Below are 26,265 nucleotides of genomic sequence, written 5' to 3'. Positions count from 1 at the left end.
GCATGGGCTATCATAACGCCCGTGCCTTTTATATTGGTGGTAAATTACTTCGCAAACACTGGTAGACTCTTGTGCAAAGTGTGGTAAAAAGAACCGCAAGGCTGGTAAAAACTGACCGCAATACTCACATCATCCTTGCCATTAAGTCAACATCTGAATTTGTGTATTTTACTATTGCCATTTTTTCACCCCAAAATATTGTATGCAAAATGCCTACATAAGGGTGATTTGTTTTACTGCTACAGGTCTTTTTCCAATAAAATTTAGAAGAGGGTTAATCTTCTAATTATCTTGACAATTGTAAGCGCTATCATTTATTATAAAAGCATATAATTTTAAGAGCCTGTGGAGAATTCGTCCGATCCATCACAGACCGTAATCCAAAGAATCGGACGTTATCAAGGGACATCGGCTGGTTGGTTGGCGAAAGTTGTCCGCCCGATTGCCAATGTTCATTCTACCGCAATTGTTAGGTGGTTTTGAATAGTCAAGGGCACTTTGGTCTATTTTCAAAAGAATCATTTGGACGTCAATTTCCAGTTCATATTGTTGTGAAAATAAAATCCTCTATAAAATGTGGAAGGAATCATAAAGAAGACGACTCAAGAAAAGCTTGAGCCGTCTGATTCGGTGAATACCGAGAGCCTATTTATTTGAAGGGTAGGTAAACAATGCCTTTATCAAAGGTTTCTTCATATATTGAAAATGAAAAATATGAAAATTTGTCACCCGAAGTAGTCACTATGGTGAAGAAAGCGTTCATGGATTTTATTGCCGCAGCATATGCGGGTTATCAAAACCGCGTATCAAAAATAACTTTTAAAAACACTAAATGGTTTGGGGAAGAAGGGTGCTCTACAATCATAGGGAGGGAAAAACAAGTTTCGCCATTTGCAGCTGCTTTCATAAATGGAACGTTGTCTAGTTGTATGGACATTGATGATGGACATCGTAACGCCATTGGCCATCCGGCTTGCATGGTTATCCCGCCCGTATTGGCACTATCCGAATTAAAACCAGTTTGTTCAGGCAAGGATTTTATAACATCGATATTAGTAGGATATGAGGTTGGAATTAGGTGTGGTATTATAATGAATTCTAACCATGAACAACTGTTTTACGGATCAGGAGGTTGGGCGATTTTTGGTTCGGCTGCAGGAGCAGCTAAAACGAAGGGATTAACTGGAAATTATTTGCAAAATTCTTTAACAGTCGGTGAAGTTTACGGACCAACCGCCCAATGCGAAAAGTCAATTTCTGCGAGTTCAATGACAAAAGAAAGTGTTGGTTGGGGGGCCGCAACAGGACTTATGAGTGTCCTACTAGCTGAGACAGGGTTTACAGGTCCCGAAAATATTTTAATGGATAAACATTTTTATCGCATTGATTCAAAAAGTGTGTTTAAAACCTTGGGAAAGATATACGAAATAGAGAGTATTTATTTTAAGCAATTTCCCTCGTGTAAATGGTCACACTCACCAATTACTGCAGCGTTAAAAATAAAGGAAAAATACAATCCAAATATAGAGGAAATAAGTGAAATTGTTATTGAGACATTTAAAAAGGCTTTGACGTTAAATCACGTTTCACCCCAATCGTCAGAAGCTGCTCAATACAGTATACCATACACAGTCGCTACTGCTCTTTGCTACAATGCAGTTAAACCTTATCATGTATCGGATAGGCACCTAAAAAACGAAAAGGTTTATAATATAGCTAAAAAAATTTCCTTAAAACAAGCGGATGATCTTGAAAGCCTTTTTCCTGACAAAAGGCCGGCACGATTAAAAATTATAATGAACGATGGAGAAATATTTTCTGAAGAAGTACATTTAGTTAAAGGAGATTCAGAAGCCCCCTTAACCTGGAAAGACTTGATTGAGAAATTTCATGTTTGTACAGAGAAGTTTCTAGATAATGAAAAAAGATCAAGTATTATTGATCAGGTTCAAAATTTGGAAAATTTAACTGACATCCGAAAATTAACTGCCCTAATGAGGTAGCGATCATGCAATATACAAAACGTATTTGGTTTATTAAATTCTATCCAATTGTCTTAAGGAGGGAAAACATGTGTAGAATCAATTCCTGTGAAACAATCGTTGGCGGATAACTGATGATGTGCAAAGGTAAGTAAATGCCTGAAAACATTGATGGAGTATGGGCGGCATGATGTAAATCATCGTAAATATTGATCTGAAAAGTTTTATAGAGTCTTTTTAACTCCAACCTAAAAATGTCACGAGAAAGTAAGATTTAATTTAAATTTATTTTGGAAAGGGCGTTTTCGTATAAGTTACTTACTTTTACAGAAGCGTCCTTTTTACGTTGCTTGGTTACATGCGCTATTCAAGAATAGGTTCAAACTGTTGAGAAGACAGTAAGTGTAGCTTATTAAAATGAACGAAATGGTTGACGATAGGATCTTGGAATTGATATTCTTATAGTATAAAGGTCGTTCTATCTAACCAAAGGAGAAGTGGATGACATGAGTCGATCTGTAAAAAAGGATACATTACTTAAAGTAGCTGAACGATTATTTTATGAGCACGGATTTCGTGGCGTAGGCTTGAAGCAAATTATCAGTGAAGCGAATGTAGCAACCATGACGCTTTATAATCACTTTTATTCCAAGGACAATTTAGTCGAAGAAGTCCTTAAGCAGCGGGAAGAACGTTATTGGTCTTATTTGGATTCACATGTAGAAATGGATTCGGATTCCCCTTTCATCCTTGCTGTCCGAGCTCACGGACGTTGGTTAAAAGAACAATCTTACAAAGGAGATATGTTTTTAAGAGCGATAGAAGATTATGCGGAAACTGATAATGAAATTGAAAACATTGCAAGAGGTCACAAATCGAAATTGCTCAAATATTTCCAGCAATTGGCCGGGAGGAAAGGTAAAGATAACGAACGCGATTTAGCTAATCAGCTTACATTGCTACTTGAAGGAACGACTTCCATGACGACATTGATTGGTGCAGAAAAGGCAACAGAATATTCTATTGCGATGGCCCGGATGCTTGTCCGACATACATCGTAATTTTTTTGTCTATAGATTAGAAAGGTCGTTCTATATAAATAGGTGTTAGGAGGGATACCATGAATTTTTCAAGGTTAGTTTTACCTGGCGTTACGATGATTTCTGTCACTTATGGATTGGCAAGGTTTAGTTTTGGGTTGCTTCTCCCTGAGATAAATCAATCACTTGAAATGTCCGAGTTGGTATCAGGGATAATTTCTTCGTTATTTTATTTAGCCTATTGTGTCACGATCATTCTATCCACTGTGATCACGACAAAAGAAGGACCAAGAAGGATGATTATCTTAGCTGGGCTATCAGCTTTTGTTGGATTGCTGTTAATGGGAATCACGCCAAATGTATGGGTGCTGGCGTTAGGCGTGTTATTAGCCGGCGGAAGTACGGGGTTGGTATCTCCCCCTTATGGCGCGGCGATATCGCTTTGGATTCAACAGGATAAACAAGGGAAGGCGAATACATGGATCAATTCAGGAACAAGTCTTGGGATAGCCCTTTCTGGAGCAGGAGCGATTTTATTAACACCGAATTGGAGACTCTCATATTTAATCTATGCTATGGTGGCACTCCTGATATTGATATGGAATTTCCGAGCAATTCCGAAAGTCGGGGCGAGTTCGAGGTTGATGTTTAAAAAAGGAAATCTCTCTATTCGAGGCGTAAAAGGAGCCATTCCTTTGATTTTGGCATCTCTTATCCTAGGAATTTCCACAGCGGCCTTTTGGACGTTTTCGAGATCGTTTATTGAAGTGGCCAGTCATTACAGTGATTGGCAGCTTTCCGGATTTTGGGTCATCATAGGACTATTTGGTGTGCTGGGGGGGTTCTCCGGTTCTCTAATTGAAAAAGGGGGGCTGTCTTTAGCTTATAAGTTAGGGAGTTTGTCGATTGCTTCAGCTTCGATTATTCTAGCTGTTACATCCGGGAATTGGTTAATGTCTTACTTATCGGCTGGCATTTTTGGCTGCTCCTATATATTTTTAACCGGCGTTCTGCTTGTCTGGGGAATCCGTGTATTTATTACGAATGCATCATTAGGTATTGGCGTTCCATTTTTACTTTTGGCGGTGGGGCAAGTAATAGGTTCAATACTCGCCGGATGGTTGATTGGGACTTGGGGCTATGTTATATCTTTTATACTTTATGGATTAGTTGGTATGGCGGCCACCCTTATAGGTCCAAAAAAGCGTTAGAAAGAAAGGGTTTTTGATATGCATATAAAACATTATTGAACTGTTGTTAAAATGGTGGGTTGAGTAAGTTTTCCTCCGTTAACGTACAGTACCCCCTATCACATACTAAAGATGATAGGGGGGGCTTTTTCCATATAGCCTCTATCACTGCTAGGATAATGCATTTATTATTAAGCGATGTCATGCGGGTTTTCAGTATTAGTTTGTGTGACTTCCTTTTTAAATTCTTTTCTCACTGCTTTTAGTATGGACCAACTTATAAAAATTAAGATGATAGAAAAGGGAGTGGCTACAACAATTGAGATGGTTTTTACTGCATCCAGGCCACCGGCTAATAAAAAAACTGTAGCTGATCCTGCAATAATAATTCCCCACGTTATTTTGATTTTGTTTGATGGATTAAGATCGCCATTGCTGCTTAACATCCCTAACACAAATGTACCTGAGTCAGCTGATGTAATAAAGAAAGAAAAAATAAGAATTAGTGCTAGTATACTTAACACAGAACCTAAGGGAATGTTACTTAAGAACGCAAATAAAGCGCCATTAACATCAGCATTTATATTTTCCGCCAATGCGCTATTGCCTAAATTGTGAATGAAATGAATGGCGCTGCCGCCGAGAACTGAAAACCAAACAAAAGATACTAAGGAAGGTACTAATAAAACACCTGAAATAAATTCTTTAATGGTTCTGCCTTTTGAAATCCTTGCAATAAATGAGCCTACAAAGGGCGCCCATGTGGTCCACCAGGCCCAGTAAAATACTGTCCATGCACCTACCCAACTATTAGCTTCACTATTAAAAGGTTCCATTCGAAGGCTCATAGGCAAAATGCTGCCGAGGTAGCTTCCTGTCGAGGTGATCAGCATTTCAAAAATTTGTTTAGTAGGGCCAATGACTAGTACGGAAAGGGTTAGTAAGGTTAATATTAGCATGTTAAAGTTAGATAAATATTTAATACCTCGATTTATCCCTGACCACGAAGAAATAATAAACAGTAAAAATGCAAGTCCAATAATCGAGAGTTGAACGGTTAATGTATTTGGTATTCCCCATTGCGAATTCATCCCGCTAGTAATTTGCAACGCACTTAATCCAAACGTACTGGCAACACCTACACTGGTAATAAATACGGAAAGAATATCAATTGTTTTACCGATAGGTCCATTAATTCTATCACCTAACAGTGGGTGAAAAATGGAGCTCATGGAAGATGGAAAGTCTTTGCGGAAATGAAAATATGCTAATCCCAAAGCTACTATTCCGTAAAGTGCCCAAGGATGCAACCCCCAATGAAAAAAGGTGTATTGCATAGCTGCGGAGGCGGCTTCCCCTGTTGATCCCTCTCCATAGGGTGGCGTTGTGTAGTGACCGACGGGTTCAGCAACGCCCCAAAACACCAATCCTACACCCATTCCTGCACTAAACAGCATCGTAATCCATGAAAATGTACTGTAAGCGGGTTTATCTGCATCCTTTCCTAAACGGATGTTTCCATATTTTGAAAACATTAAATACAGACAAATAAATACAAAAATAGCACCGATAAGTAGATAAAACCAGTTAAAATATGTAACCGCAAAATCTAAAAAAGCTGATGCTTTTTGACCTAACCAATCATTGAAGACAACCCCGATAACCACGAACAAAAGACTCAATAATAATGAAATACCAAGAACGCTATTTCCCTTAAACAAAAAATCTCCTCCTAATGTCATTTTTTTGTATAATATTTCAAGAATAACACATGGCAACGGAAAACATTCCATTAAGAAATTCGATGTGTAACTTTCTCTGACGCTTTAAATAGGGGACCAGATTTACTATTGGATTCTTTTAGAGTGAGGTATCACTTCCTTAAAATGGCATCGGGATTGTGATACCAGTTAATGTAACCGCTTACAGTATTGTTAATCGTGATTATAACATAATCACGATGTTAAACAAGGGGTATTATCGGATAATTTATAATATATTTTTTATAAAGAAAAATTAAAAAGGTGTTGCACTTTTTATATAATCATGATTATAATATAATCAAAGTTAATAATCATGATTACTTCAGTAATTTAACAGTAAGAAAGATGTATAATCGATTTGAAAGAGGTGGTGTCATGGAAAATAGAAATTGAAGAGTTCAAACCATATAAAGTCTGAATGAAGGTAACTACAACAAAAAAAGTAAGGAAGTGTTGCGTTAAAATGAGTCATTCCAACAAAGAAGTTAACGTTTTATGGTTGTCTCAAGAGGAATGTATCGAAGGTGGAGCAAAAGATATGGATATGATTCTGGAATACGTCGAAAAAGTTAATTTATGGCTAGCGGAAGATAAAGTCGTTGAACCAGAATTATTACATTTATTATGGGAAGAAGGCAATTACTCCGGTAAGCGAATCGGCGTCCATGCTGCTCTTATTCGTTCTGAAGAGATGCGCGTTGCAGCTGTGAAAGGTATACCAAGTAATCCAATGAATCCGATTGAAAGACAAACACCACGATCGAACGGAATGATTATTCTTTATAACGAAAACACAGGATACCCTTTTGCTGTTATGGATGACACCATTGTAAGCGCTTTACGTACTGGTGCTTCAAGTGCTTTAGGCGCAAAGTATTGTGCTCGGCCAGATTCAGAAATCCTCGGAATGGTCGGCTGTGGTGTTATTCAGAATGCACATATCGAAGCGACAAGCAGAGTGATGAAAAACATAAAAACAGTACGCTTGTATGATGTTGATAAGGAACGAGCCGAAAAATTCGCTTCGAAATGGAAACATTTAGGGTATACGTTTGAAATTTGTAGTGATGTTGAAGAGGCAGTAGCACAGTCCGATATTGTGTATACAGCAACAAATGTGAATTTAGGAAATGAATATATTCCTAAAGAATGGATAAAAAAAGGTTCTTTCCATTCTGGTGTTTCTATGTGGGATCACAAAGATGAAGCCATTTTACAAGGTTTTAATAAATATTGCATGGACTATAAACTTCGCTTAAATGATGATAAATATCCTTTATCAGAATTAACCAAATCCGGGCAAATGGATCAGTCCGATATTATTGAATTAGGCCAAGTTATTACAGGCGATACGGTTTGTCGGGAAAGTGAGGATGACAGTATCTTTTTTGTAACGTTAGGTATATGTGCAACAGATACAGCCAATAGCTATCGAATTTATCAAAATGCGAAAGAACGTGGGTTAGGTACAGAAGTGAAATTGTGGTCTGAGCCTGCCATGTATTAATTATTTTTCCCGCCTTAACAGACAGTAAATCCCACTGCAAGATTTTTAGGCAGGACGAAAAAGTTAAGTGAGGGTCAACTGTCTGTAAAGGCCCGATTCGCTCAGCTAACATTCAGTGGGGGTGGAAGGGAAACCCCCACTGAATGAAGCTTCACTTTATAGGAGGTGTTTTTATGCCTGTGGCACCATTCCAAAATGATGCACCAACAGATTGGAAAAAAACCGAAAATAAGGACAATTTAAATAAAAATCTGGAGTTTGTTAAATCGGAATTAGGCCAGAAATATCCTTTGCTTATTGGTGGGAAGGAAGTTTTAACTGACAATAATCTAGCTTCATACAATCCAGCTGCACACAATGAAGTTATAGGTTACGTAAGCCAAGCTGGCGGGGACCATATCGAAACAGCGATATCTGCTGCCAGAAGTGCATATGAAAGCTGGGGCCAGGCGACCTTTCAGGAACGCTCATTATATTTATTTAAAGCGGCTGAAATTATGAAGCGTCGTAAAGCTGAGCTGGTCGCCTGGCAAATATACGAAGCAGGTAAAAATTGGGCAGAAGCCGATGGGGAAACTAACGAAGCCATTGATTTTCTGGAAATGTATGGGCGTAAAGCGCTGGAGCTTGAGCAAGGGCAAGAGCTTGTATCATTGCCAGGAATTGAAAATCGGCTCGAATATAAACCGCTTGGGGTAGGGGCCATTATTTCACCATGGAACTTCCCTATAGCGATTGTAACTGGTATGACAGTATCTGCCATTGTTACAGGTAATACCGTATTACTAAAACCTGCTTCCTTGACACCAGTGATTGCGGCGAAATTTATGGAAATAATGCATGAAGCCAATCTTCCTGATGGTGTTATTAATTTTGTCCCCGGGGCGTCAGGTGACATTGGTGATTATATGGTAGCACATCGAGATATCAACTTCATTTCGTTTACTGGATCAAAAGAAGCGGGATTGCACATTGATGAAGTGGCACATAAAAGAATACCAGGCCAGCGCTGGATTAAACGTGTCGTCGCGGAAATGGGCGGTAAGAACGGCATTGTTGTTGATGAATCAGCAGATCTTGATGCCGCTGCTGATGGGATTGTTACGTCAGCATTTGGTTATCAGGGACAAAAGTGTTCGGCTGGGTCAAGAGCGATCATCCATGAAAACGTTTACGATACAATGGTTGATAAAATTATCGAGCGAGCAAAAGCACTTCAAGTTGGATCTGGAACTGAGAACAATGCAATAGGCCCTGTCATTGATGAAAAAGCATTTAAAAAAATCAACGAATATATTGAAGTTGGAAAAGAGGAAGGAACCTTAGTTTTTGGTGGCGATAGTGATGACACAAAAGGTTATTATATTACGCCTGCCATTTTTAAAGATGTGCCAGCAACGTCACGTATTATGAAGGAAGAAATCTTTGGACCAGTGCTGGCAATTTGTAAAGTGGCAAATGTGGAAGAAGGGGTTCAAGTATATAATGACACTGAGTTTGGATTGACAGGGGCCTTATATACGAAGAATCGCGATCAAATCTCATATGCTCGGCAAAAAATGGATTGTGGTAATCTGTTTTTTAACGGTAAATGTACAGGAGCGTTAGTAGGCGTACAGCCGTTTGGCGGTTATTATATGTCGGGCACAGGTTCAAAGACAGGGTGTTTAGACTATCTATTAAACTTTGTGAAATCCAAGACGTGTGCTGAAAACCTCTGAATCATAAAAATAGTTAAATAAGGAGGATTATAGTTATGAAAACGATTGAAGGCGGCTGGCCAAGCGATGCGACCTTTGAAGCAACTCTGTCAGGCGAAGAATACTATGATTGGGATACGTTTAAAAAAGAATTAGATAAGATTTGGTTTAAAACATGGCTATGTGCAGGCAGAGAGGAAGAGATTCCGAATCCTGGTGATTATACAACTGTTCAAATCGCCCACGAGAATTTCATTGTCACGCGTGGATCGGATGGTCAGGTTAACGCGTTCTACAATGTATGCCGGCACCGCGGATCCCGACTATGTACTGCTGAGTCAGGTCATTTCAGCAGAGGTAATATCATCTGTCCTTACCATAGCTGGATGTATAGTGGCGATACTGGTGAGTTGAAGAAGACGCCAAATATTCCGGAAGAAGATGCTAATTTTGAAAAAAGTGAACATCCACTAGTAAAAGTGAAAGCGGAAACATGGGATGGGTATATTTGGCTTAATGTCGATCCAGATGCTCCTTCGCTAAAAGAAAGCTTTAATCTGCCGGAATCATGGTCCATCTATGAAAGGTATCAGATGGATAGACTTAAGCTAGGAGAGAAGAGAAGCTATACGGTGAAGGCGAATTGGAAGCTATTGATGGAGAATGCAGAGGAATGCTACCATTGCGGGAATATTCACCCGGAATTAAGCCGTACCACACCACCAAACCAACCAAGAAATTGGGTCGGTGATGACGTACCGGAAACAAAAGTTGTTAAACATGTCGGCGCAATGGCGTTAAAGGCTGGTTTTGAACGTGTGAACATTGATGGGAATGCTTATCGCCCTGTTTTCCCGGGGCTTACCGAGGATGATAAACGAAAAATTTCTTATCTGCACATTTTTCCGCATTCCTATATCTGTATGGCTTCTGATTATGTGTTTATCGCGGCAATGTTCCCAATTAAACCGGACGAAACGTTGGTCAAAGGCTATTGGCTGTTCGACCCGGATGTTTTGGCTAATGATGACTGCCATATCGACGATGCAGTTGATTTTTGGGATGTTACAAGCAAAGAAGATTGGGAAGCAAGTGAGCTCGTGCAGTTAGGAAATCAATCAAAGGCGTATGAAAATGGCGGTGTTCTAACACCCATCGATTGGCGGGTAGCTAACTTTAAGAAATATGTGCAAAAGGAACTGGAAGAAAGGGATTAAGCTGCAGGAAGGGATATGGTTGTGAATGACGGCATTTAACATCACCCATATCCCTTATTTCAACCATACTGCAGCAATTTCATTAACTATTTGAGGAAGGAGTTGAGAAAAATGATTAATCAGGCCGGGAGTCTATTAGGGGATAGTAAGTATACTTTTGTGGCATCTAGTGATTCAGTGAATGAAGGTGAAATGATCGAAGTGTCCGTTGGGAAAGAAACGCTAGTTGTGGCACGTGTAAATGGATCTTTATTTGCGGTAGATGGCATATGTACGCATGCTTATTCCGAGTTAGTGGATGGTGAGCTGGAGGACCATTGTCTATATTGTCCACTTCACTTCGCCTGTTTTGATATCCGAGATGGTTCCGTATTGGAAGGTCCGGCTGATGAATCTTTGCCTGTGTATAACGTGGTAGAACAAGATGGTTCCATTTGGATCAAAATCTAAATGGATAACTAAAGATTTGTACCATTCACCATCATATGAAGTCACAGCAGAAACCTGGAATGATCCGGGAGTTAGGATGATTGGAGAGAAATTTTATGACGACTACCAAACCTTTTGTGATAATTGGAGCTGGAATAGCAGGCGTTCATGCCGCTGAGTCGCTTCGTAACGAAGGATATGAAGGTCGAATAGTGCTAATTGACCGTGATACACAATTACCTTATGATCGTCCGCCTCTGTCTAAAGAGTATATGTTGGGCGAATCATCGGAATCGAATATATACTTGCGTAGTCATGAAAGTTTTAATACGTTGCGTATTGAGTTAAAGCTAGGTGTTGAGATTGTCTCGATTGATGCTGAAAAACAAATCGCCATTACATCAGATGGCACGATTATTGAATGGGAAAAACTTCTATTCACAACAGGATCCCGTCTAAGACAGTTACAAGTTAAGGGTTCAGATCTTGAGGAAGTTCATTATTTGAAAACATTGTCTGACGCGAATAATATTCGCAGCAAATTGGATAATGTCCAGCAGGTTGTCATTGTTGGAGCGGGGTTTATTGGTGCGGAGCTTGCTTCATCACTTAAAAAACTGGGGAAAGAAGTGACAATATTAGAACGTATGCCGTTGCCGTTAGCCCACATTCTTGGCGAGGAGATGGGAGAGTATTTTCTTCATTTACATCAATCTAAAGGCGTAAATGTTATAACGGGAGATTCGGTTGTTCAATTTGATGGAACATCTCAAGTTGAAAAGGTTTTAACCGAGAATGGGCGAGTCATTTCGTGTCAGGCTGTCATTGTTGGAATTGGCGTTATACCAAATACCCTATTGTCTGATGAAAAACTCGATGTTGATCGTGGGTATGTTGTAAACGAATTTGGCGAAACATCGTTGCCTAATGTATATGCTGCAGGGGATTGTGCAATGTGGCCATATCGAGGAGCGAATATTCACATAGAGCATTGGGACCACGCCGTTAATCATGGCAAATGTGTTGCCAAAAATATGATCAATGAAAAATCAGCTCCCTATTCTGCAATTCCTTATTTTTGGTCTGATCAATATGACCATCGTTTGCAATATTTTGGCCACACAAAAGATTGGAAGTCCACTGTATTGCGAGGAAATATAGAAGACCAACAATTTACGTATTTTTATTTAAATGAAAGTGACATTGTAGAGGCAGCTTTACTTGTAAATCAACCAAAAAATGCACTAGCAGTCCGTCGTTTGGTTAAACAACAACATCCAGTTCACACTGATCTGCTATCCAATCCAGATATGAGTTTAAAAAAAGTGCATTTACGAGCGAATGAAGATAAGGTTTCCTATTAATTTATCGCTCAACTTTCGCAGCACAAATTAGGCAGATATGCCTTGATATAACTGGGCAAGGCAGAAAACCATTGATGTAATTGACTTTTGATTAGTTTTTTTAACTTTTGATTGGTCTTTTTTAAAACATCTTCAAAAAGCTCGATTAACTGCTGCAGTGCCACAGCCCAATCGAGTTCATTTATTTCGTCACAGAGTTCATAAAACATACCGCCAAGTGTGCGCTCGTCGGTACTACATCGATGTTGCCAGGATAATACAATATACCTCGTGAACACGATGGTAGTATGCGCAATCATGGAATCATAGGATCGGCCCTGAAATTCTTTCTGCAGTTTCAAAAGGGACTTGGTTGTTTTAAAGAAGACTTCAATGTCCCAGCGCATCCCATAGATGCGTATGATTTCCTGTTCTGTTAAGGTGCAATCGGTGCTCAATATCGCGAGCCATTCACGTTTCTTGTTTCGGTTGCGAACAAATACAACCTTGACATCAACGCCATTAGCCATGGTTGTGTGAATTGAACGTAAAATGCTTTTGTGATGCTTTGTCGGTGCAGCCAAACGATAAAGTTCTTTCAAACCAACCCGCTTATTGTTAACCAGATATCGCTGGTTTGTTGCTTTTACCATGCCAATGACATCGAGTCCCTGATTCACGATGTCTTTTATCAATGGTGGCTGTGTAAACCATGAATCCATTAAAACATAAGATGCGTCAATACCTTTTGACAGGGCACGTTTAATCATATCCGGTAATTGCTCCGGAGCTTTTTGTAATGCTTCCCGGCGCCGTTTATAACCGGATGTGCGTTTGTCTATTTTTTCGTTGATGCCGTTTAATTTAGCCTTCATGGAACTTAATAATGAAAAGTCAATCGGCATAAATGTTGTCCCATCAGACCATCCAAGCGTCAGCATGCGGAATCCTTTGTAGTAACGCATTTTTTGTGAAGCATGGTCAAAGCAGCGTGCGAGCAGTTCAACCTTTTTACTGCGATTTCGCTCATAAGAAGAATCATCCACGATCAGAACTTTTGGGCGTTTGTTTCCGGTTAACGTGCTCACTTTACTGATTGTAGCTGCACTCAAAGAAAGCAGGAAACGGCGCCAATTATACTTGGAGTTGTTTAAAAACCGGTATATGGCGTTCTTTTCGGGCAAGTCATCGGATTTTTTGCCTTCCAGAAGCATGTACCAGTTTTTCCCTTCGAAAATCAGGCTGAATATCAGCTTGAATATATAGGCGCACGTAAAGCCCAAACCCTTTGTAATACCGGCTTTCCGTAAGTGTTTTAAAATACCCAGTTCATCAAATACGGTTTTTAATGCTTTTGGCAGTTGATTATTCATGTCATTATTCGCTATCATAGTAGTAGGCACCTCGCTATTGGTAGTTTTTTCTGGTTAATTAAACTATACCAAAAGTCGAGGTGTTTTTCTTTTATTGTGATGTGTTGTCAAGGAACATAATGCAGGTGCCAATGGATGGTGCTGCAGTTCAATTAAAGCGTATTTTTAATCTGCGAAAGTTGAGTTTATCGTATTAAAAATGTAGAGATTCTACAGCATTCGCTGGAAAGACGAGATGAATGCTGTATTTTTTATATTTGGTTATTTTAAAGAAAGCCATACCGTTTGAAGCCCCCCTCATGTTTTTGTAATCTTGATTACATATAAAAATTCCTTTATAGTAATGGAAGGGTACGTTGAAAGATTGTAAAAATGAGGGGGCTCGTCATTGAATAATAAAGAAATACAAATGCAACGGATGTGGCAATATTTTGTTGACGCTACAGTTGAGATAATCGATCAAAAGGGAATTGAAAATGTAACAATACGGGAGATCGCCAATAAAGCAGGATACAATAGTGCTACGATATATAACTATTTCCAGGAAGTTTCTCACTTAATCTTTTTTGCAGCGTTAAATTATTTAAATAAATTTATTGAAGAGCTTCCAACATACATGGACAAGGGTGATCATGCTTTAGACAGGTACTTGTTGAGTTGGGAATGCTTTTGTAAACATTCCTTTGAAGAGCCCGAAGTATACTATGCTATCTTTTTAGCTGATTTAGGCGACAGACCTGAGGAATTATTAACATATTACTATAGTGTCTATCAATCCGATGTGTTCCAGGATTTTACAGAAGACATAAAGATACTTATTACAGAATATAACTTGTCAACAAGAAGCAGAAAGGAACTGGATAAGTCGGTTCAGGAAGGTTATTTGACAAAAGAAGCCGTTGCCATTATTAATGAAAGAACTGTATTAATATGGCAAGGTATGCTAATCACTATCATAAATAATCGGCGTCATTTGAATGCGGAAGAAGCAACGAACAAAACGATGCAACATATAACAGAGATAGTAAACAATTACAGTTTAGCTAACGCATGTTTCGGACATGATAAATAGGCCTCAATACTTGGTATCAAAAGGATGTGAGCTATCATCTTACGCCACCAAGCTTTTGGGGTTGGAGGAATCAAGAAGCGTGAACATCGTCCCCGGTGTTCTTTTTCGTTACCTCTTGTCGCCTCAATTTTGTTGCATGTGGTTATGCTCCATTTGTTCCCTAGTGATCCCCTTATAGTTTTATTTTTATTGCGATCATTCTCGCTGCCGGCTCATTTTTGGGGATCCTGACAGGGACAGGGATGCTGAATGCAATAGCAGAAGATGGCGTTGCTGTTATGCCTGAAGCTGTTGGACCATATTTACATCTGATTATTGGCGTCCTGGGAGTGCTCTTTGACTTACTGCTAAGCACGGATGCATACTATTTTGCATTGCTTCCAGTCGTTGAACAGATTGCATCAGGTTTTGGCACAGGTATGTTAACGACAGCCTATGCGATGATTATTGGTAATATCGTCGGGACATTTGTCAGCCCGTTAGCACCAGCGGTATGGCTGGCGCTTGGTTTATCAGGTTTGGAAATGGGTCGCCACATCAAATATTCCCTCCCGTGGTTATGGGGGTTGAGCATTGTACTATTAATCATTGCGGTATTTATTGGTATCATTTAAGAGGAAGCAGGGGGGCGCATTTTAGATAAGGTTCTTGTTTGCACGAGTAGTGTCCCCCCAAAACAAACTGGACCTATGCTAAAAATTTCTTGGCAATCTCCTTATAAAGGTTAATACTGTCAAGGTATTTGTCAATCTCAACATACTCATCGGGCTGATGGGCAATTGACGTTTCGCCTGGTCCTAGTACAACGATGGGGAATTTTTTATTAGCATGTATAAATTGAGAACCATCTGTGTAACCTGTCATGCCGCCAAGTTCCGCCTGGCCATTTGATTCTTTTACCACATCTTGAACTAACTGGACAAACGGATCTTCACTGGAAGTCTTGACCGGTGACTGATCGTTCAAGCTGCGGATTTCAGCTTTAAGATCAGGGTACTTCTTTCTCACGGTTTCGATGACCTGCTCAATTTGCTCGATAATTTGCTGATGGTCCTGAGAAGGAACCGTCCGAATATCGATAGTCGCAAAACATTGGTCAGGGACAACGTTTGTATTCGATCCGCCTTTGATGACACCAACACTGTATGTAGGGCCTCCCAGCAGATCGTCTTCTTCATAGCTTAATTCGAATGATTCGCCCAAAATCTGATGGATAATTTCATTCATATGGCGGACGGCATTAATGCCATTCTCCGGCATTGAGCCATGAGCGGTTTTACCATATGTGATAATTTGTGGCCACAACGCTCCTTTATGGGAAATTTTCATTTGATTATACGTCGGTTCTGCGATGATGAGAGCATCCAATTGATCGGCATAACCTTTTTCAGTTAGCTGATGGGCTCCCACGGCACCTGCTTCTTCACCGACTGTTGCCAAAAGGGTGATTTCACCGCTCTGTGGAAGACCTTCTTCTTTCAACGAAACCATGGCCATCACGCAGCCAACAAGACCGCTTTTCATATCACAAGCCCCGCGGCCATAGATTTTTCCGTCTTCTTCTTCAGCTCCGAATGGGTTATGTTCCCATTCATTTTCTCCTGGGGGCACAACATCCATATGACCGGTGAGCCCCAGTACCGGCCCATCCTTGTCCCCTCGTAAATGAGCAATGAGGTTTGTTCGGTTCTCGTCGTATTCAACCAGTTCCGTCTCGATGTCATGTTCATCGAAAAGGGCTTTTAACTTATTTGCGACCTCTGTTTCATTTCCGGGAGGATTGACACTGTTGACGTTAATGATATCTTTTAAAAATGATTTGGCTTGTTCCTGATCCACTTTTTTTCACCTCTATATTAATTTACCCTTTATCTTCCTGCAAATCAGTCATGATTATCCATGTTGGCGATGGCATTTGAGTGGTCGCCGTTCTCAATGAAACTTCCACCTGGTAAAGCTATAATGTAATCTGCAGGGTTTGTATAAATGGGGAAGCATAGAATGAGAATAACACAAAAAGGAATGAAAACATTGATATGGGAAGTACTTAATGTTGTCGGTACCATTGCGTTTGCAGTCAGTGGCGCCATTATTGCGATGCAAGAGGATTATGACATTTTAGGTGTTTATGTTCTAGGGTTTGTGACGGCATTCGGAGGTAGTACGATCCGTAACTTATTGATTGGTATACCGATTGAATCCATTTGGACGCAAGGTGATTTATTTGTTGTCGTCTTTTTGGTGATTACTGTTGTTTTTCTATTACCGAATCCTTGGATTCAGTATTGGAATAAATGGGGAATTCTTTTTGATGCGATTGGTTTGGCGTCATTTGCCATTCAAGGGGCTTTAAGTGCCGTTCAGGTCGGTGCCCCGTTAAGCGCAGTATTGGTGGCAGCTACCTTGACTGGATCAGGCGGAGGGATGATAAGGGATGTTCTTGCAGGACGTAAGCCGATGATTTTTCGCGAGGAGATTTACGCACTTTGGGCGACACTGGGTGGTTTAGTAATTGGTCTTGATTTAATCAGTGGTGCTTGGACAACAGGTATTCTTTTTGTCACCATTGTTACATTAAGAATGTGTTCAGTGCGTTTTAAATGGAGACTACCCCGGCATCCAATATGGTCATGATACAGTTTTCCTCAGTGACGTTCCTTTTCACCGAATGGGCTAAGTTCGCAGTGTCCTTGAAAAAGGAAAGCACTTTTTCTTTTTCTTCGTGCGATGTATCGCTGTCGACGTTTTCTTTGTCGTGTTGCAACGCCTTTGTGACCTGCGTTGTGCAGGCCCGAACAGAATCGGGGATTTAAGGTTAGTAGCCGCCGTTTTTGGCGGGTTACTGACAAAGACACAGTGCCCCTTGTGAGCCAAGTTATCATTTACACGACTTATTTGATATGATAGATGTGCTACGTTAAAAGGAGAGATGGTTAATTGTTATTAAAGAATGCAAAATTGTATAAAGAAGAAGGTTTAAAGGATTTGACGCTTCATTCTGGCCGAATCCAACGTATCTCCGGCTGAGGATGTAAACGAAACGAAAGACGATATAAAGAAACGTGCATTGCAGGCAATCCAGATGCAATTAAAACACGGCGTTCAGCATGTCCGCACCCATGTCGATGTGAGTGATCCCACTTTGATCTACTGCTTAATCCCCACCCTGAAAACAGGTGGGGATGAATTGACGCTTACAGCTAAATAATAATTTTTCAATAATAGAGCGTAATCTGGAACTGTCCCCCTTTTAGACGTGTCTAAACAAGGGGCACTTAAGAGTAAGATGACGCTCTTTATTAACAGGGTCATATTTTTTATTATAAAAGTTCTGCTTGGCGTTAAAAGAGAACCAATTAGCGGTCTCTCTCTTAATAAAAAGTATATTTGATTACACAGTGATCCATTTAAAATCCTAAAATGGCTATCGACTATGTGATAGATATTTGAGGTCTCTTGCAGGGTCTGGATTTAGTCGTGTCGTCCTTTATGGAAGGAAATTGAGGCCTCAACAGTTGCTAAAACCATCATACCTTTTCAGCTACTGGAAGACAAAGGAGGGTCAGAATATGACGTCGACGAATCTATCACCTTTACATAGACGTTTAATTGTTGCAACGACATTGTCTGCATCTTTTTTATCTGTTCTTACACAGTTTCTGCTGATCACGGCTTTTCCAAAAATCATGATTGAATTTGAGATTAACTCGAGTGACGTTCAATGGCTGACGACCAGCTTTATGTTAACAGTAGCCATTCTTATCCCGATCACGGCTTATTTAATTGATAGGTTTAAAACAAGGACATTAATGCTGAGCGCGATGACCTTGTTTTTTACAGGTACATTGATTGGCTTCGTTGCACCTTCCTTTTCCATCTTAATTGCGGGACGCATTGTTCAAGGGATGGGCTCTGGGATCATGATACCATTAATGCAAACCGTCATGTTTCTTAGTTACCCAAAAGAAAAAAGAGGGTTTGCGATGGGGTTAGCCGGGCTCGTGATTAACGTTGCGCCTGCGGTTGGCCCTCCGATATCCGGCCTGTTGATCAAATATTTCGAATGGCGTGCTTTGTTTCTCTTAACACTTCCGGTTGCAGCATGCATTCTGCTTTTGGTTTTTTTGTTTATGCGTAACATTACAGAGCAACGGAAAACAGAAATTGACGTCCTATCCATTTTATTATCAACCATTGGTTTTGGTGGCATGCTTTACGGATTCAACAAAATAGAGGAGGCGGGAATAACGGATGCAAGTACGCTTGGCAGTCTGATCGCAGGCGCTTTGGCATTGGGTTTATTTGTATTTCGGCAGCTGCGGCTCTCGACGCCTATTTTGGAACTTCGTGTGCTTAAGGTACCTGTGTTTGCGCTTGTTGCGTTTATTTCCATCCTCTCGTTTAGTTTGTTGATATCCATCGAGACGATTTTACCGATGTATGTGCAGAACGCGCAGCAGTTTTCGGCTTATTACGGTGGCTTGATTGTTATGCCTGGCGCCTTGACACTTGCCGTGATGTCCCTTTTTGCAGGAAGATTGTTCGATAAATACGGTGGTAAAACCATTGCGATTATTGGTTTTGTTATGCTTTGTTTGAGCACACTCGGTTTTCATTTTATGCTTGATCTTGATACGCCTTTCGTTCTGACAATGGTCTTATTTATGGTTCCCATGGCTGGTGTTGCATTGATTAATATGCCAATCATGACCGCTGGTATCAATGCTTTGCCTGATGCTTTGATTCCTCATGGAACGGCGGTGATCAATACTGCCCGCCAATTTGGGGGATCGTTGGGATTAACATTTATTATCTCCTTTATTAGCAGGACTGCTACCGAAACTGAAACATTGAACCCGTTTGCTTACCTGAACGGCGTGAAAACCGCCTTTTTCGTTGCGTTTTTATTTGCCATGACGGGATTGATTCTCTCATTCTTTTTAGAAAAAAAGAAGTAACCCACTGAAAATAGCTGCTGAAATACAAGAACAACTGGGTTATAAAACGACGTTTCCGTATAATAACGGAAGCGTCGTTTCATACTTTATAAGATTGCAAGAATAACATATAATTCCGAGTTAATGATGAAAACTTTAATACTTTAAAGCGTGTATGTAATAGAATATAAAAGTTTTTTCGGAATATTATCGAAACCGGTTTGAAAGTATGCTATAATCACGTTTAACTATTTACACAATATAAAAAACAAGGGGGAAGAGCAGGTGAAAAAGTTTTTAAGTCTTTTTGCAGTTATATCGATCCTTCTATTAGCTGCTTGCGGTTCTGATGACGAGGCATCAAGCGATACTTCTGCTGAATCGGAGGTAAGCGGGGAGACCTATACAGTTGGTGCTACCCAAATTGTTGAGCATCCTTCCCTGGATGAAGCCTATAATGGATTTCAGGAAGCATTGAAAGATGCAGGGTTGGAAGTGGAATACGATTTTCAAAGTGCACAGAATGACCAGAATAATGTGCAGCCCATTTCGGATGGCTTCGTGGCTGATGATGTGGATTTGATCTTTGCCAATTCGACGCCAAGTGCGCTTGGGGCATTACAGGCGACCAGTGATATTCCAATCGTCTTTACATCGGTTACGGATGCGGTCGATGCCGAGTTAGTCCCTTCCATGGATGAAGCCGGCGAAAACATTACCGGTGTGGTGGATCTTCATCCGGAACAAATTGAAGAAACGGTGGCATTTCTTGAAGATAACTTTGCCGATGCCAATGTTGGGATGGTCTACAATGCGGGGGAACAGAACTCCGTTAATCAGGTGGAAAGTGTCAAAACAGCGGCTGAGGGAACCGGTTTGTCCATTGTAGAGCGAACCGTAGCCAACTCCTCTGAGGTGCAGCAAGCTGCCACGTCACTTGTTGAGGATGCTGACGTCTTTTATATCATTACAGATAATACCGTAGTCTCCGCCTTGGATAGTGTGGTAGGGATAGCGAATGACCAGGATATCCCGTTGATTGTTGGTGAACCGGATTCCCTTGCAGAGGGTGGGTTTGCCACCTTTGGGATAGACTACCACACCATTGGCTACCGTACGGGTGAAATGGCTGCTGATATATTGACCGGCGAAAAAGAACCAAATGAGATTCCGCCCGAATATCCGCCGGAAATCGAATTGTTCATCAATCAACAAGCGGCAGAGGACCAGGGTGTGGAATGGCAAGATAAATGGGACGAGGAAGCCCAGCTGGTGGGAAGCGAATAATGTGTTAATCATTCAGGAGCCGGGTGATACCTGGCTCCCGTCTGTTTGACGTCATGAATAGCTTGGGAGGGAGAAAATGTTTTTATCATTATTTGGAGCAGTAGAATCGGGCGTCATTTATGCCTTAATGGCTTTGGGAGTATATTTGACTTTTCGTGTGCTGGATTTTCCTGATTTGACGGTGGATGGAAGTTTTGTAACAGGTGCAGCCGTCGCTGGTATTTCAATCATGCATGGTGTCCCTCCCATTCTGTCAACGTTGTTTGCAGCGATAGCCGGTTTTATAGCCGGGTGTGTCACGGGTGTTTTGCATACGAAGGGGAATATCAATGCGTTACTATCTGGGATTCTGATGATGACGGCATTGTATTCAATTAATTTGAGAATACTCGGACAACCTACCTTATCTATGCTTGGGGAAAGTACATTATTTACACAGCTGCAGTCCTTGTGGAAGGGAACAGGCCTGGATTCGTTCATGAATAACATGCTCGCTTTAATTGGGTTGGAGCAAATGCCAGCAACCTGGGCGATCGTTGTGGCGATGACGGTCGTGACACTGCTCATCAAGCTGGTAACAGATTATTACTTGAAGACGGAAGTCGGACTTGCACTGCGGGCCATCGGGGATAATAAACGGATGATCCGGAGCCTATCAGCCAATACCGATTCCCTGACAATTATGGGTGTCGGTTTGTCGAATGGCCTGGTTGCGCTTTCTGGTGGGTTCATAGCCCAGCATGGCGGCTTTGCCGATGTGAATATGGGGATCGGTATGATTGTGATTGGTCTGGCTTCTGTGATTATTGGTGAAGCTCTATTTGGAACAAAGACGGTTGCTCGGGCGACGCTGGCGGTGATATTAGGAGCCATTATTTACCGGATAATCGTCATCCTGGCACTTCGGGTGGATTTTCTGGAGACAGGGGATATGAAAGTCATTACAGCGGTGATTGTTATTGGCGCATTGGTGGCCCCTAAGCTGATACAGGCCAGAAAAGAGAAAAAACGACGCCTGGCAAAACGTCATCAGCTTGGCAGACAAGTGAAGGAGGTGTCCTGATGCTGGAGCTGCACAATATGTCGCTTACCTTTAATGAAAATACACCAGATGAGAAAAAAGCACTGAATGATGTAAATCTAAGCTTGGAAAGCGGTGACTTTGTGACTGTCATTGGGAGTAATGGGGCAGGGAAATCGACCCTGATGAATATCATCTCCGGTTCCTTGATTCCGGATGTGGGCGATGTTTTAATCAGTAATAAGCAAGTCGTCCATCTGCCTGAATATAAACGGTCATCATTAATCGGAAGAGTGTTCCAGGATCCGATGGCGGGTACAGCTCCTTCCATGACCATTGAGGAAAATTTGGCGATGGCCTATTCAAGGAATAAAAAACGGAAACTTCGGCTCGGGGTGAATAAGAAGCGACGAAAGATGTTCCGAGATCACTTAGCATCGCTTAATATTGGGCTGGAGGACCGGCTGACAGCTAAGGTCGGCCTGTTGTCGGGCGGAGAAAGGCAAGCCTTATCACTATTGATGACCACCTTTACTGAGCCGGATATTCTACTCCTTGATGAACATACGGCCGCATTGGATCCATCCCGTGCGGAACTGATTACGGAATTGACCGGGGAAGTTGTCCGGAATGCCGGGTTGACGACATTAATGGTAACCCATAACATGCAGCAGGCACTTGATTTGGGGAATAGGCTAATCATGATGGATAAAGGACAGATTATTTTTGAAGCAAGCGGGGAAAAGAAACAGGAACTGACTGTAAAGGATTTATTGCATGAGTTTAAGCGTATCCGCGGGTCACAGTTTGAAGATGACCGGGCTGTCCTTGGCTGAAGGGGTTTTGAGATAGAAGGGAAATATTCCTGTGCAACACTGATTCTGAATGAATGGGACGTACTGTATACTGTAGTTATTAGGAAAGTACGTCCTTTTGGTGATCCTTTAAAAACAGAGCTAGTTCTTCTTTTTAAGGTACTTTGGAACTTCTTTTTCTTCCAACTGCTCAATCGTCTTCTTATCTTTCTTAAGATAAGCAAATTCAGTGGGCAGATATGCCTTTATATAAGTGAGCAAGGCGGAAAACCATTGATGTAATCGACTTTTGATTCATTCTTTGAATTTGTGATTGGTCCTTTTACAGCATCTTCAAAAAGCTTAATAACTTCTGGTGTTGCTCGACAAATTCTCCCTTAATAAAGCAACCTGTTTCTAAATATTATAAATATAATCTTCAGGCAGCACTCGCTTAAGAAAACGCTGTGTTCGTTCTTCCTTAGGATGCTGGAAAAACTCCTTTGGTGGACCTTCCTCGACTACAACCCCGCCATCCATAAAGATGACGCGATTAGCGACGTCTTTTGCAAAAGACATTTCATGGGTTACGACTAACATGGTCGTTCCTTCTTTAGCGATAGTTTTCATGACTTCTAACACTTCACCTACCAATTCCGGATCCAATGCCGATGTAGGTTCATCAAAAAGTATAATGTCAGGATTCAAGGCCACTGCTCTTGCAATACCAACCCGTTGCTCCTGGCCGCCGGATAATTCCACTGGATAGGCACTGTATTTTTCAGACAATCCTACTTTATCCAGTGCATTCCTTGCAATGTTATTGGCTTTTTCTTTTGGCATCCCTCTGCCAATGATAAGTCCTTCCGTGACATTTTCAAGTGCGGTTTTATTATTGAATAGGTTATAATTTTGAAATACAAAGGCCGTTCGTTTTCTAATGGTATGAATCGCTTTTTTCGATGCTTTATTAAGGTTCACGTGAAGATCCCCAAATATAGCTTCTCCCTGATCTGCTTTTTCCAAAAAGTTGATGCACCTAAGCAGGGTAGTTTTTCCAGATCCGCTTGGTCCAAGGACGACAACCACATCTCCTTTTTCAATCTCTAAATCTACGCCATCCAAAACAGTATTTTCCCCGAATGACTTGTGTATATTGTTAATCTCTAACATGATGTCACCTCCGAATTTAGTCTAGGCAGCAGGTGCTAATTGATATTTTCTTAAGCGTTTTTCAAATTGTTTAAATGCATATTCGACTAAACTGCAAATAATGAGATAAATAATAAAGATGTCAAGGTATGCCTCGATATAGTTGTAGCTAGCATTCGCTGCAACTTGCGCTTTTAACGTAATTTCTGGTAAAGACATCGCATAGCCGAGTGACGTTGCTTTAATCAGGTTAACGGTTGCATTACAAATGTTTGGTAATGCGACAACCAGTGTTTGAGGAATGATAATTCGTCTAAACCCCTGAACCGTTGTTAACCCAACAGAATAGGCGGCTTCCAGTTGCCCTTTACTTACTGTATTGATGGCAGAACGGAATACTTCGATTAATGTTGCTGTTGCATTTAATGAGAAAACAATAAGTGCGTACCAAATTGGATTGACATCATAAACATTCATTTGGATGTTATACGTTTCAAAGATAGATGCGAGCAGTATAGGGACACTATTATAAATGATAAAAATTTGCACGATGACAGGTGTCCCTCTTATAAAGGAAACATAAACCCGGGAAAACTGATTTAATATCGGTATTTTATTTAATCGCGTTAATGCCAGTACAAAACCTAATGGCAATGCGATGGTCAATGAAACAACGGTAATGATCATCGCAACAGGAACCCCTGATAATGCGACAAAAAAGGTGTCTATTAAAAACTCAAAATCCAATCCACCTGACACACTGTCACCCCCTAAGCTGTTTTTAAGTTTTTCTTACCTTTGCTAAAGATCTTTTCCAGTTTTAAGAAAAATTGTTCGATGATGATGGAAAGCACCCAGTAAATGATGGATAGGCCGATATAGATTTCCAAGGCATGGGAATTGTAATTACTCGCAATGATGAGGTTTGCCTTGCCCATCACATCGATCAGCCCAATGGTATAGGCCAGAGCTCCTTCTTTCATTAATTCCAGCAGCGCATTGCCAAAGTTAGGCAATGCAGCAACAAATGCTTGCGGAAAAATAATTCTCCGGTAAGCTTGTATGTTACTTAACCCGACAGATACGCCTGCTTCATATTGCCCTTTGTCAACAGATTCATAGGCTGAACGGATGACCTCGGACATCAATGCACCAAATTGGAGGGTGAACGTAATCACGACAAAAAAGGCCGGGCTCATATCGGTGAGATTGATACCAAAGTTCATGACGACAGCGGGAACGCCATAATAAATCAAAAATAGCAGAACAATAGATGGTGTACAGCGTAATATGGTTGTATAACCATGAGCGGTTTTTTGGACAATTTTGTTTTTCCCAAGTTTCATGATAGCTAAGATTAATCCGAGCAGGCTTCCGAACAGAACGGAAAGGCCTGCTACGAAAAATGTCACTTTTAAAAAAGGCAGAAGGGTTGGAATGGATTCCCATATATAGGTTACATCAAAATATTTCTCCATTTTTGCACCTCTGTTTGTTGATTATCTGTCCACCGAATCCAAAACTTTAAATAAGTCTCTGCCATAAAATTCTTCACTAAGTTCACTTAATTTATTTTCTTCCTTAAGCTGCTTAATTGCTTCGTCATAGGCAGCTGCAAGTTCTTCCTCATTCAAATTAAATAATGGCCATGTTTTAATCACATCGAATTCATTATAGACAACGTCGTTTACTAAGTTATGATATGGACCATCTTCTGCTGCAACTTGCTTTTCAAACGTTCCCTCTATCGACACACCGCCATCGACACGGCCTTCATTTACCCATTGAACAACGTCAACGGAAAATTGATCGCCAGACTTTAGTTTGACCGGGTTGTCTGGATTTTCCTGATTATATTCATCAATTACTGTGTATTGTGCATTATTTGCTGCTATGGGCGCTAGCGTCATCCCTTCTGAGGCAAAGTCTTCTAACGTTTTGATATGCGCATTTTCTTTCGTTAACACAAGACCGATACTGCTCAAACCAAGAAATTCTTCAGGATAGAGGAAGTTCTCCGTTCTTTCCTCTGTCCAGAACGCATTTTTAACGCCTGCCTGAAACTTCCCTTGTTGAACACCGATTAGCAAGTCTTCATTTGTTGTTCCAACGTATTCAAATTCATATTCCGGCAGTAATTCATCTACCAATTTCATCACTTCAACATCATATCCGGTTGGATTTCCATTATCGTCTACGTAAGTAATCGGCTTTGATCCTTGGTCAAATGCAATTTTTACTGTTCTGACATCTGAGTCACTTTCGCCTTCTGAACCAGAGGCAGTATCTGACCCACATCCCGCTAAGAGGGTAACGAAAGCTACGCCTGTTACGATTCCTTTAAGAAATTTCCCTTTTTTCATGTCTCTTCCCCCTTGAAATTGAATCATATAGCATATTATCCCTATAATTTTAGTTTGAATAATTGTCAAATAAGGGGACAGGTTCCCTCTGTCCC

At 40.8% G+C, this 26,265-nt stretch carries 21 protein-coding genes and 1 pseudogene; 15 read left to right on the top strand and 7 right to left on the bottom strand.

Features of this window, described 5'->3' with window-relative positions:
• Positions 1–671: 671 nt before the first annotated feature.
• The 3 genes from ACFQ4A_RS04395 to ACFQ4A_RS04385 all read left to right on the top strand — a co-directional run bounded on the left by ACFQ4A_RS04395 (position 672) and on the right by ACFQ4A_RS04385 (position 4,233).
• Complete coding sequence (locus tag ACFQ4A_RS04395) at positions 672–2,003, top strand: MmgE/PrpD family protein (RefSeq protein ID WP_382397966.1); 1,332 nt, start codon at positions 672–674, stop codon at positions 2,001–2,003.
• 485 nt (positions 2,004–2,488) lie between these two features.
• Positions 2,489–3,043: a TetR/AcrR family transcriptional regulator gene (locus ACFQ4A_RS04390; protein WP_382397964.1), complete on the top strand. Its 555-nt coding sequence runs from the start codon at positions 2,489–2,491 to the stop codon at positions 3,041–3,043.
• Between the two features lie 59 nt (positions 3,044–3,102).
• Complete coding sequence (locus ACFQ4A_RS04385; RefSeq protein ID WP_382397962.1) at positions 3,103–4,233, top strand: MFS transporter; 1,131 nt, start codon at positions 3,103–3,105, stop codon at positions 4,231–4,233.
• Positions 4,234–4,403: 170 nt separating this feature from the next.
• Here ACFQ4A_RS04385 and ACFQ4A_RS04380 read toward each other — a convergent pair whose 3' ends face one another.
• Positions 4,404–5,933, bottom strand: coding sequence for a BCCT family transporter (locus ACFQ4A_RS04380; protein ID WP_382397960.1), 1,530 nt, complete (start codon positions 5,931–5,933; stop codon positions 4,404–4,406).
• A gap of 505 nt (positions 5,934–6,438) precedes the next feature.
• On the opposite strand from ACFQ4A_RS04380, the gene ACFQ4A_RS04375 reads away from it, so the two are divergent.
• The 5 genes from ACFQ4A_RS04375 (at position 6,439) to ACFQ4A_RS04355 (ending at position 12,192) form a co-directional block, all read left to right on the top strand.
• Complete coding sequence (locus ACFQ4A_RS04375) at positions 6,439–7,482, top strand: ornithine cyclodeaminase family protein (RefSeq protein WP_382397958.1); 1,044 nt, start codon at positions 6,439–6,441, stop codon at positions 7,480–7,482.
• Positions 7,483–7,655: 173 nt separating this feature from the next.
• Positions 7,656–9,203 carry an L-glutamate gamma-semialdehyde dehydrogenase gene (gene pruA, locus ACFQ4A_RS04370; RefSeq protein ID WP_382397956.1) on the top strand — a complete coding sequence of 516 codons (1,548 nt, stop codon included), beginning with the start codon at positions 7,656–7,658 and terminating at the stop codon, positions 9,201–9,203.
• A gap of 35 nt (positions 9,204–9,238) precedes the next feature.
• Positions 9,239–10,399, top strand: a complete 1,161-nt coding sequence (locus tag ACFQ4A_RS04365; RefSeq protein ID WP_382397954.1) for an aromatic ring-hydroxylating oxygenase subunit alpha — start codon at positions 9,239–9,241, stop codon at positions 10,397–10,399.
• Positions 10,400–10,510: 111 nt separating this feature from the next.
• Complete coding sequence (locus tag ACFQ4A_RS04360) at positions 10,511–10,849, top strand: Rieske (2Fe-2S) protein (RefSeq protein ID WP_382397952.1); 339 nt, start codon at positions 10,511–10,513, stop codon at positions 10,847–10,849.
• An 80-nt stretch (positions 10,850–10,929) separates the two neighbouring features.
• A complete protein-coding gene (locus tag ACFQ4A_RS04355; RefSeq protein WP_382397950.1) occupies positions 10,930–12,192 on the top strand; it encodes an NAD(P)/FAD-dependent oxidoreductase in 1,263 nt (420 codons plus the stop codon).
• Positions 12,193–12,200: 8 nt separating this feature from the next.
• Here the strand turns inward: ACFQ4A_RS04355 and ACFQ4A_RS04350 are convergent, their stop codons facing one another.
• Positions 12,201–13,562 carry an IS4 family transposase gene (locus ACFQ4A_RS04350; RefSeq protein ID WP_382397948.1) on the bottom strand — a complete coding sequence of 454 codons (1,362 nt, stop codon included), beginning with the start codon at positions 13,560–13,562 and terminating at the stop codon, positions 12,201–12,203.
• A gap of 370 nt (positions 13,563–13,932) precedes the next feature.
• Between ACFQ4A_RS04350 and ACFQ4A_RS04345 the strand changes: the two genes are divergently transcribed.
• Together ACFQ4A_RS04345 and ACFQ4A_RS04340 are read left to right on the top strand one after the other, a co-directional pair.
• Positions 13,933–14,616, top strand: a complete 684-nt coding sequence (locus ACFQ4A_RS04345) for a TetR/AcrR family transcriptional regulator (RefSeq protein WP_382397946.1) — start codon at positions 13,933–13,935, stop codon at positions 14,614–14,616.
• Positions 14,617–14,807: 191 nt separating this feature from the next.
• Positions 14,808–15,230, top strand: a pseudogene (locus ACFQ4A_RS04340) (citrate transporter); the annotation flags it as partial.
• 73 nt (positions 15,231–15,303) lie between these two features.
• Here the strand turns inward: ACFQ4A_RS04340 and ACFQ4A_RS04335 are convergent.
• Complete coding sequence (locus tag ACFQ4A_RS04335) at positions 15,304–16,455, bottom strand: ArgE/DapE family deacylase (RefSeq protein WP_382397944.1); 1,152 nt, start codon at positions 16,453–16,455, stop codon at positions 15,304–15,306.
• Between the two features lie 192 nt (positions 16,456–16,647).
• Here ACFQ4A_RS04335 and ACFQ4A_RS04330 point away from each other — a divergent pair, with 192 nt between their 5' ends.
• The 5 genes from ACFQ4A_RS04330 to ACFQ4A_RS04310 all read left to right on the top strand — a co-directional run bounded on the left by ACFQ4A_RS04330 (position 16,648) and on the right by ACFQ4A_RS04310 (position 22,697).
• Entirely contained in the window at positions 16,648–17,250 is a 603-nt protein-coding gene (locus ACFQ4A_RS04330; RefSeq protein WP_382397980.1) for a trimeric intracellular cation channel family protein, read from the top strand.
• A 935-nt stretch (positions 17,251–18,185) separates the two neighbouring features.
• Positions 18,186–19,574 (top strand): MDR family MFS transporter, encoded by a 1,389-nt coding sequence (locus ACFQ4A_RS04325; RefSeq protein ID WP_382397942.1) that lies wholly within the window; start codon positions 18,186–18,188, stop codon positions 19,572–19,574.
• A gap of 264 nt (positions 19,575–19,838) precedes the next feature.
• Complete coding sequence (locus ACFQ4A_RS04320; protein WP_382397940.1) at positions 19,839–20,840, top strand: ABC transporter substrate binding protein; 1,002 nt, start codon at positions 19,839–19,841, stop codon at positions 20,838–20,840.
• A gap of 76 nt (positions 20,841–20,916) precedes the next feature.
• Positions 20,917–21,903 (top strand): ABC transporter permease, encoded by a 987-nt coding sequence (locus tag ACFQ4A_RS04315; protein ID WP_382397938.1) that lies wholly within the window; start codon positions 20,917–20,919, stop codon positions 21,901–21,903.
• Entirely contained in the window at positions 21,903–22,697 is a 795-nt protein-coding gene (locus tag ACFQ4A_RS04310; protein WP_382397936.1) for an ABC transporter ATP-binding protein, read from the top strand. The genes ACFQ4A_RS04315 and ACFQ4A_RS04310 overlap by 1 nt, the downstream gene beginning before the upstream one ends.
• A 375-nt stretch (positions 22,698–23,072) precedes the next feature.
• Here the strand turns inward: ACFQ4A_RS04310 and ACFQ4A_RS04305 are convergent, their stop codons facing one another.
• From ACFQ4A_RS04305 to ACFQ4A_RS04290, 4 genes are read right to left on the bottom strand one after another with little or no spacing between them, the layout of a single operon-like run.
• Positions 23,073–23,828: an amino acid ABC transporter ATP-binding protein gene (locus ACFQ4A_RS04305; protein ID WP_382397934.1), complete on the bottom strand. Its 756-nt coding sequence runs from the start codon at positions 23,826–23,828 to the stop codon at positions 23,073–23,075.
• Positions 23,829–23,849: 21 nt separating this feature from the next.
• Positions 23,850–24,566 carry an amino acid ABC transporter permease gene (locus ACFQ4A_RS04300; RefSeq protein ID WP_382397932.1) on the bottom strand — a complete coding sequence of 239 codons (717 nt, stop codon included), beginning with the start codon at positions 24,564–24,566 and terminating at the stop codon, positions 23,850–23,852.
• A gap of 11 nt (positions 24,567–24,577) precedes the next feature.
• Positions 24,578–25,285, bottom strand: coding sequence for an amino acid ABC transporter permease (locus ACFQ4A_RS04295; protein WP_382397930.1), 708 nt, complete (start codon positions 25,283–25,285; stop codon positions 24,578–24,580).
• A gap of 21 nt (positions 25,286–25,306) precedes the next feature.
• Positions 25,307–26,170 carry a transporter substrate-binding domain-containing protein gene (locus ACFQ4A_RS04290; protein WP_382397928.1) on the bottom strand — a complete coding sequence of 288 codons (864 nt, stop codon included), beginning with the start codon at positions 26,168–26,170 and terminating at the stop codon, positions 25,307–25,309.
• Positions 26,171–26,265: the final 95 nt, after the last annotated feature.

The sequence above is a fragment of the Lentibacillus salinarum genome (assembly GCF_042679865.1).
Taxonomy (GTDB): Bacteria; Bacillota; Bacilli; order Bacillales; family Amphibacillaceae; genus Lentibacillus; species Lentibacillus salinarum.
The sequence above is the reverse complement of the archived record's forward strand: the minus strand, read 5'-3'. Positions and strand labels throughout refer to the sequence as shown.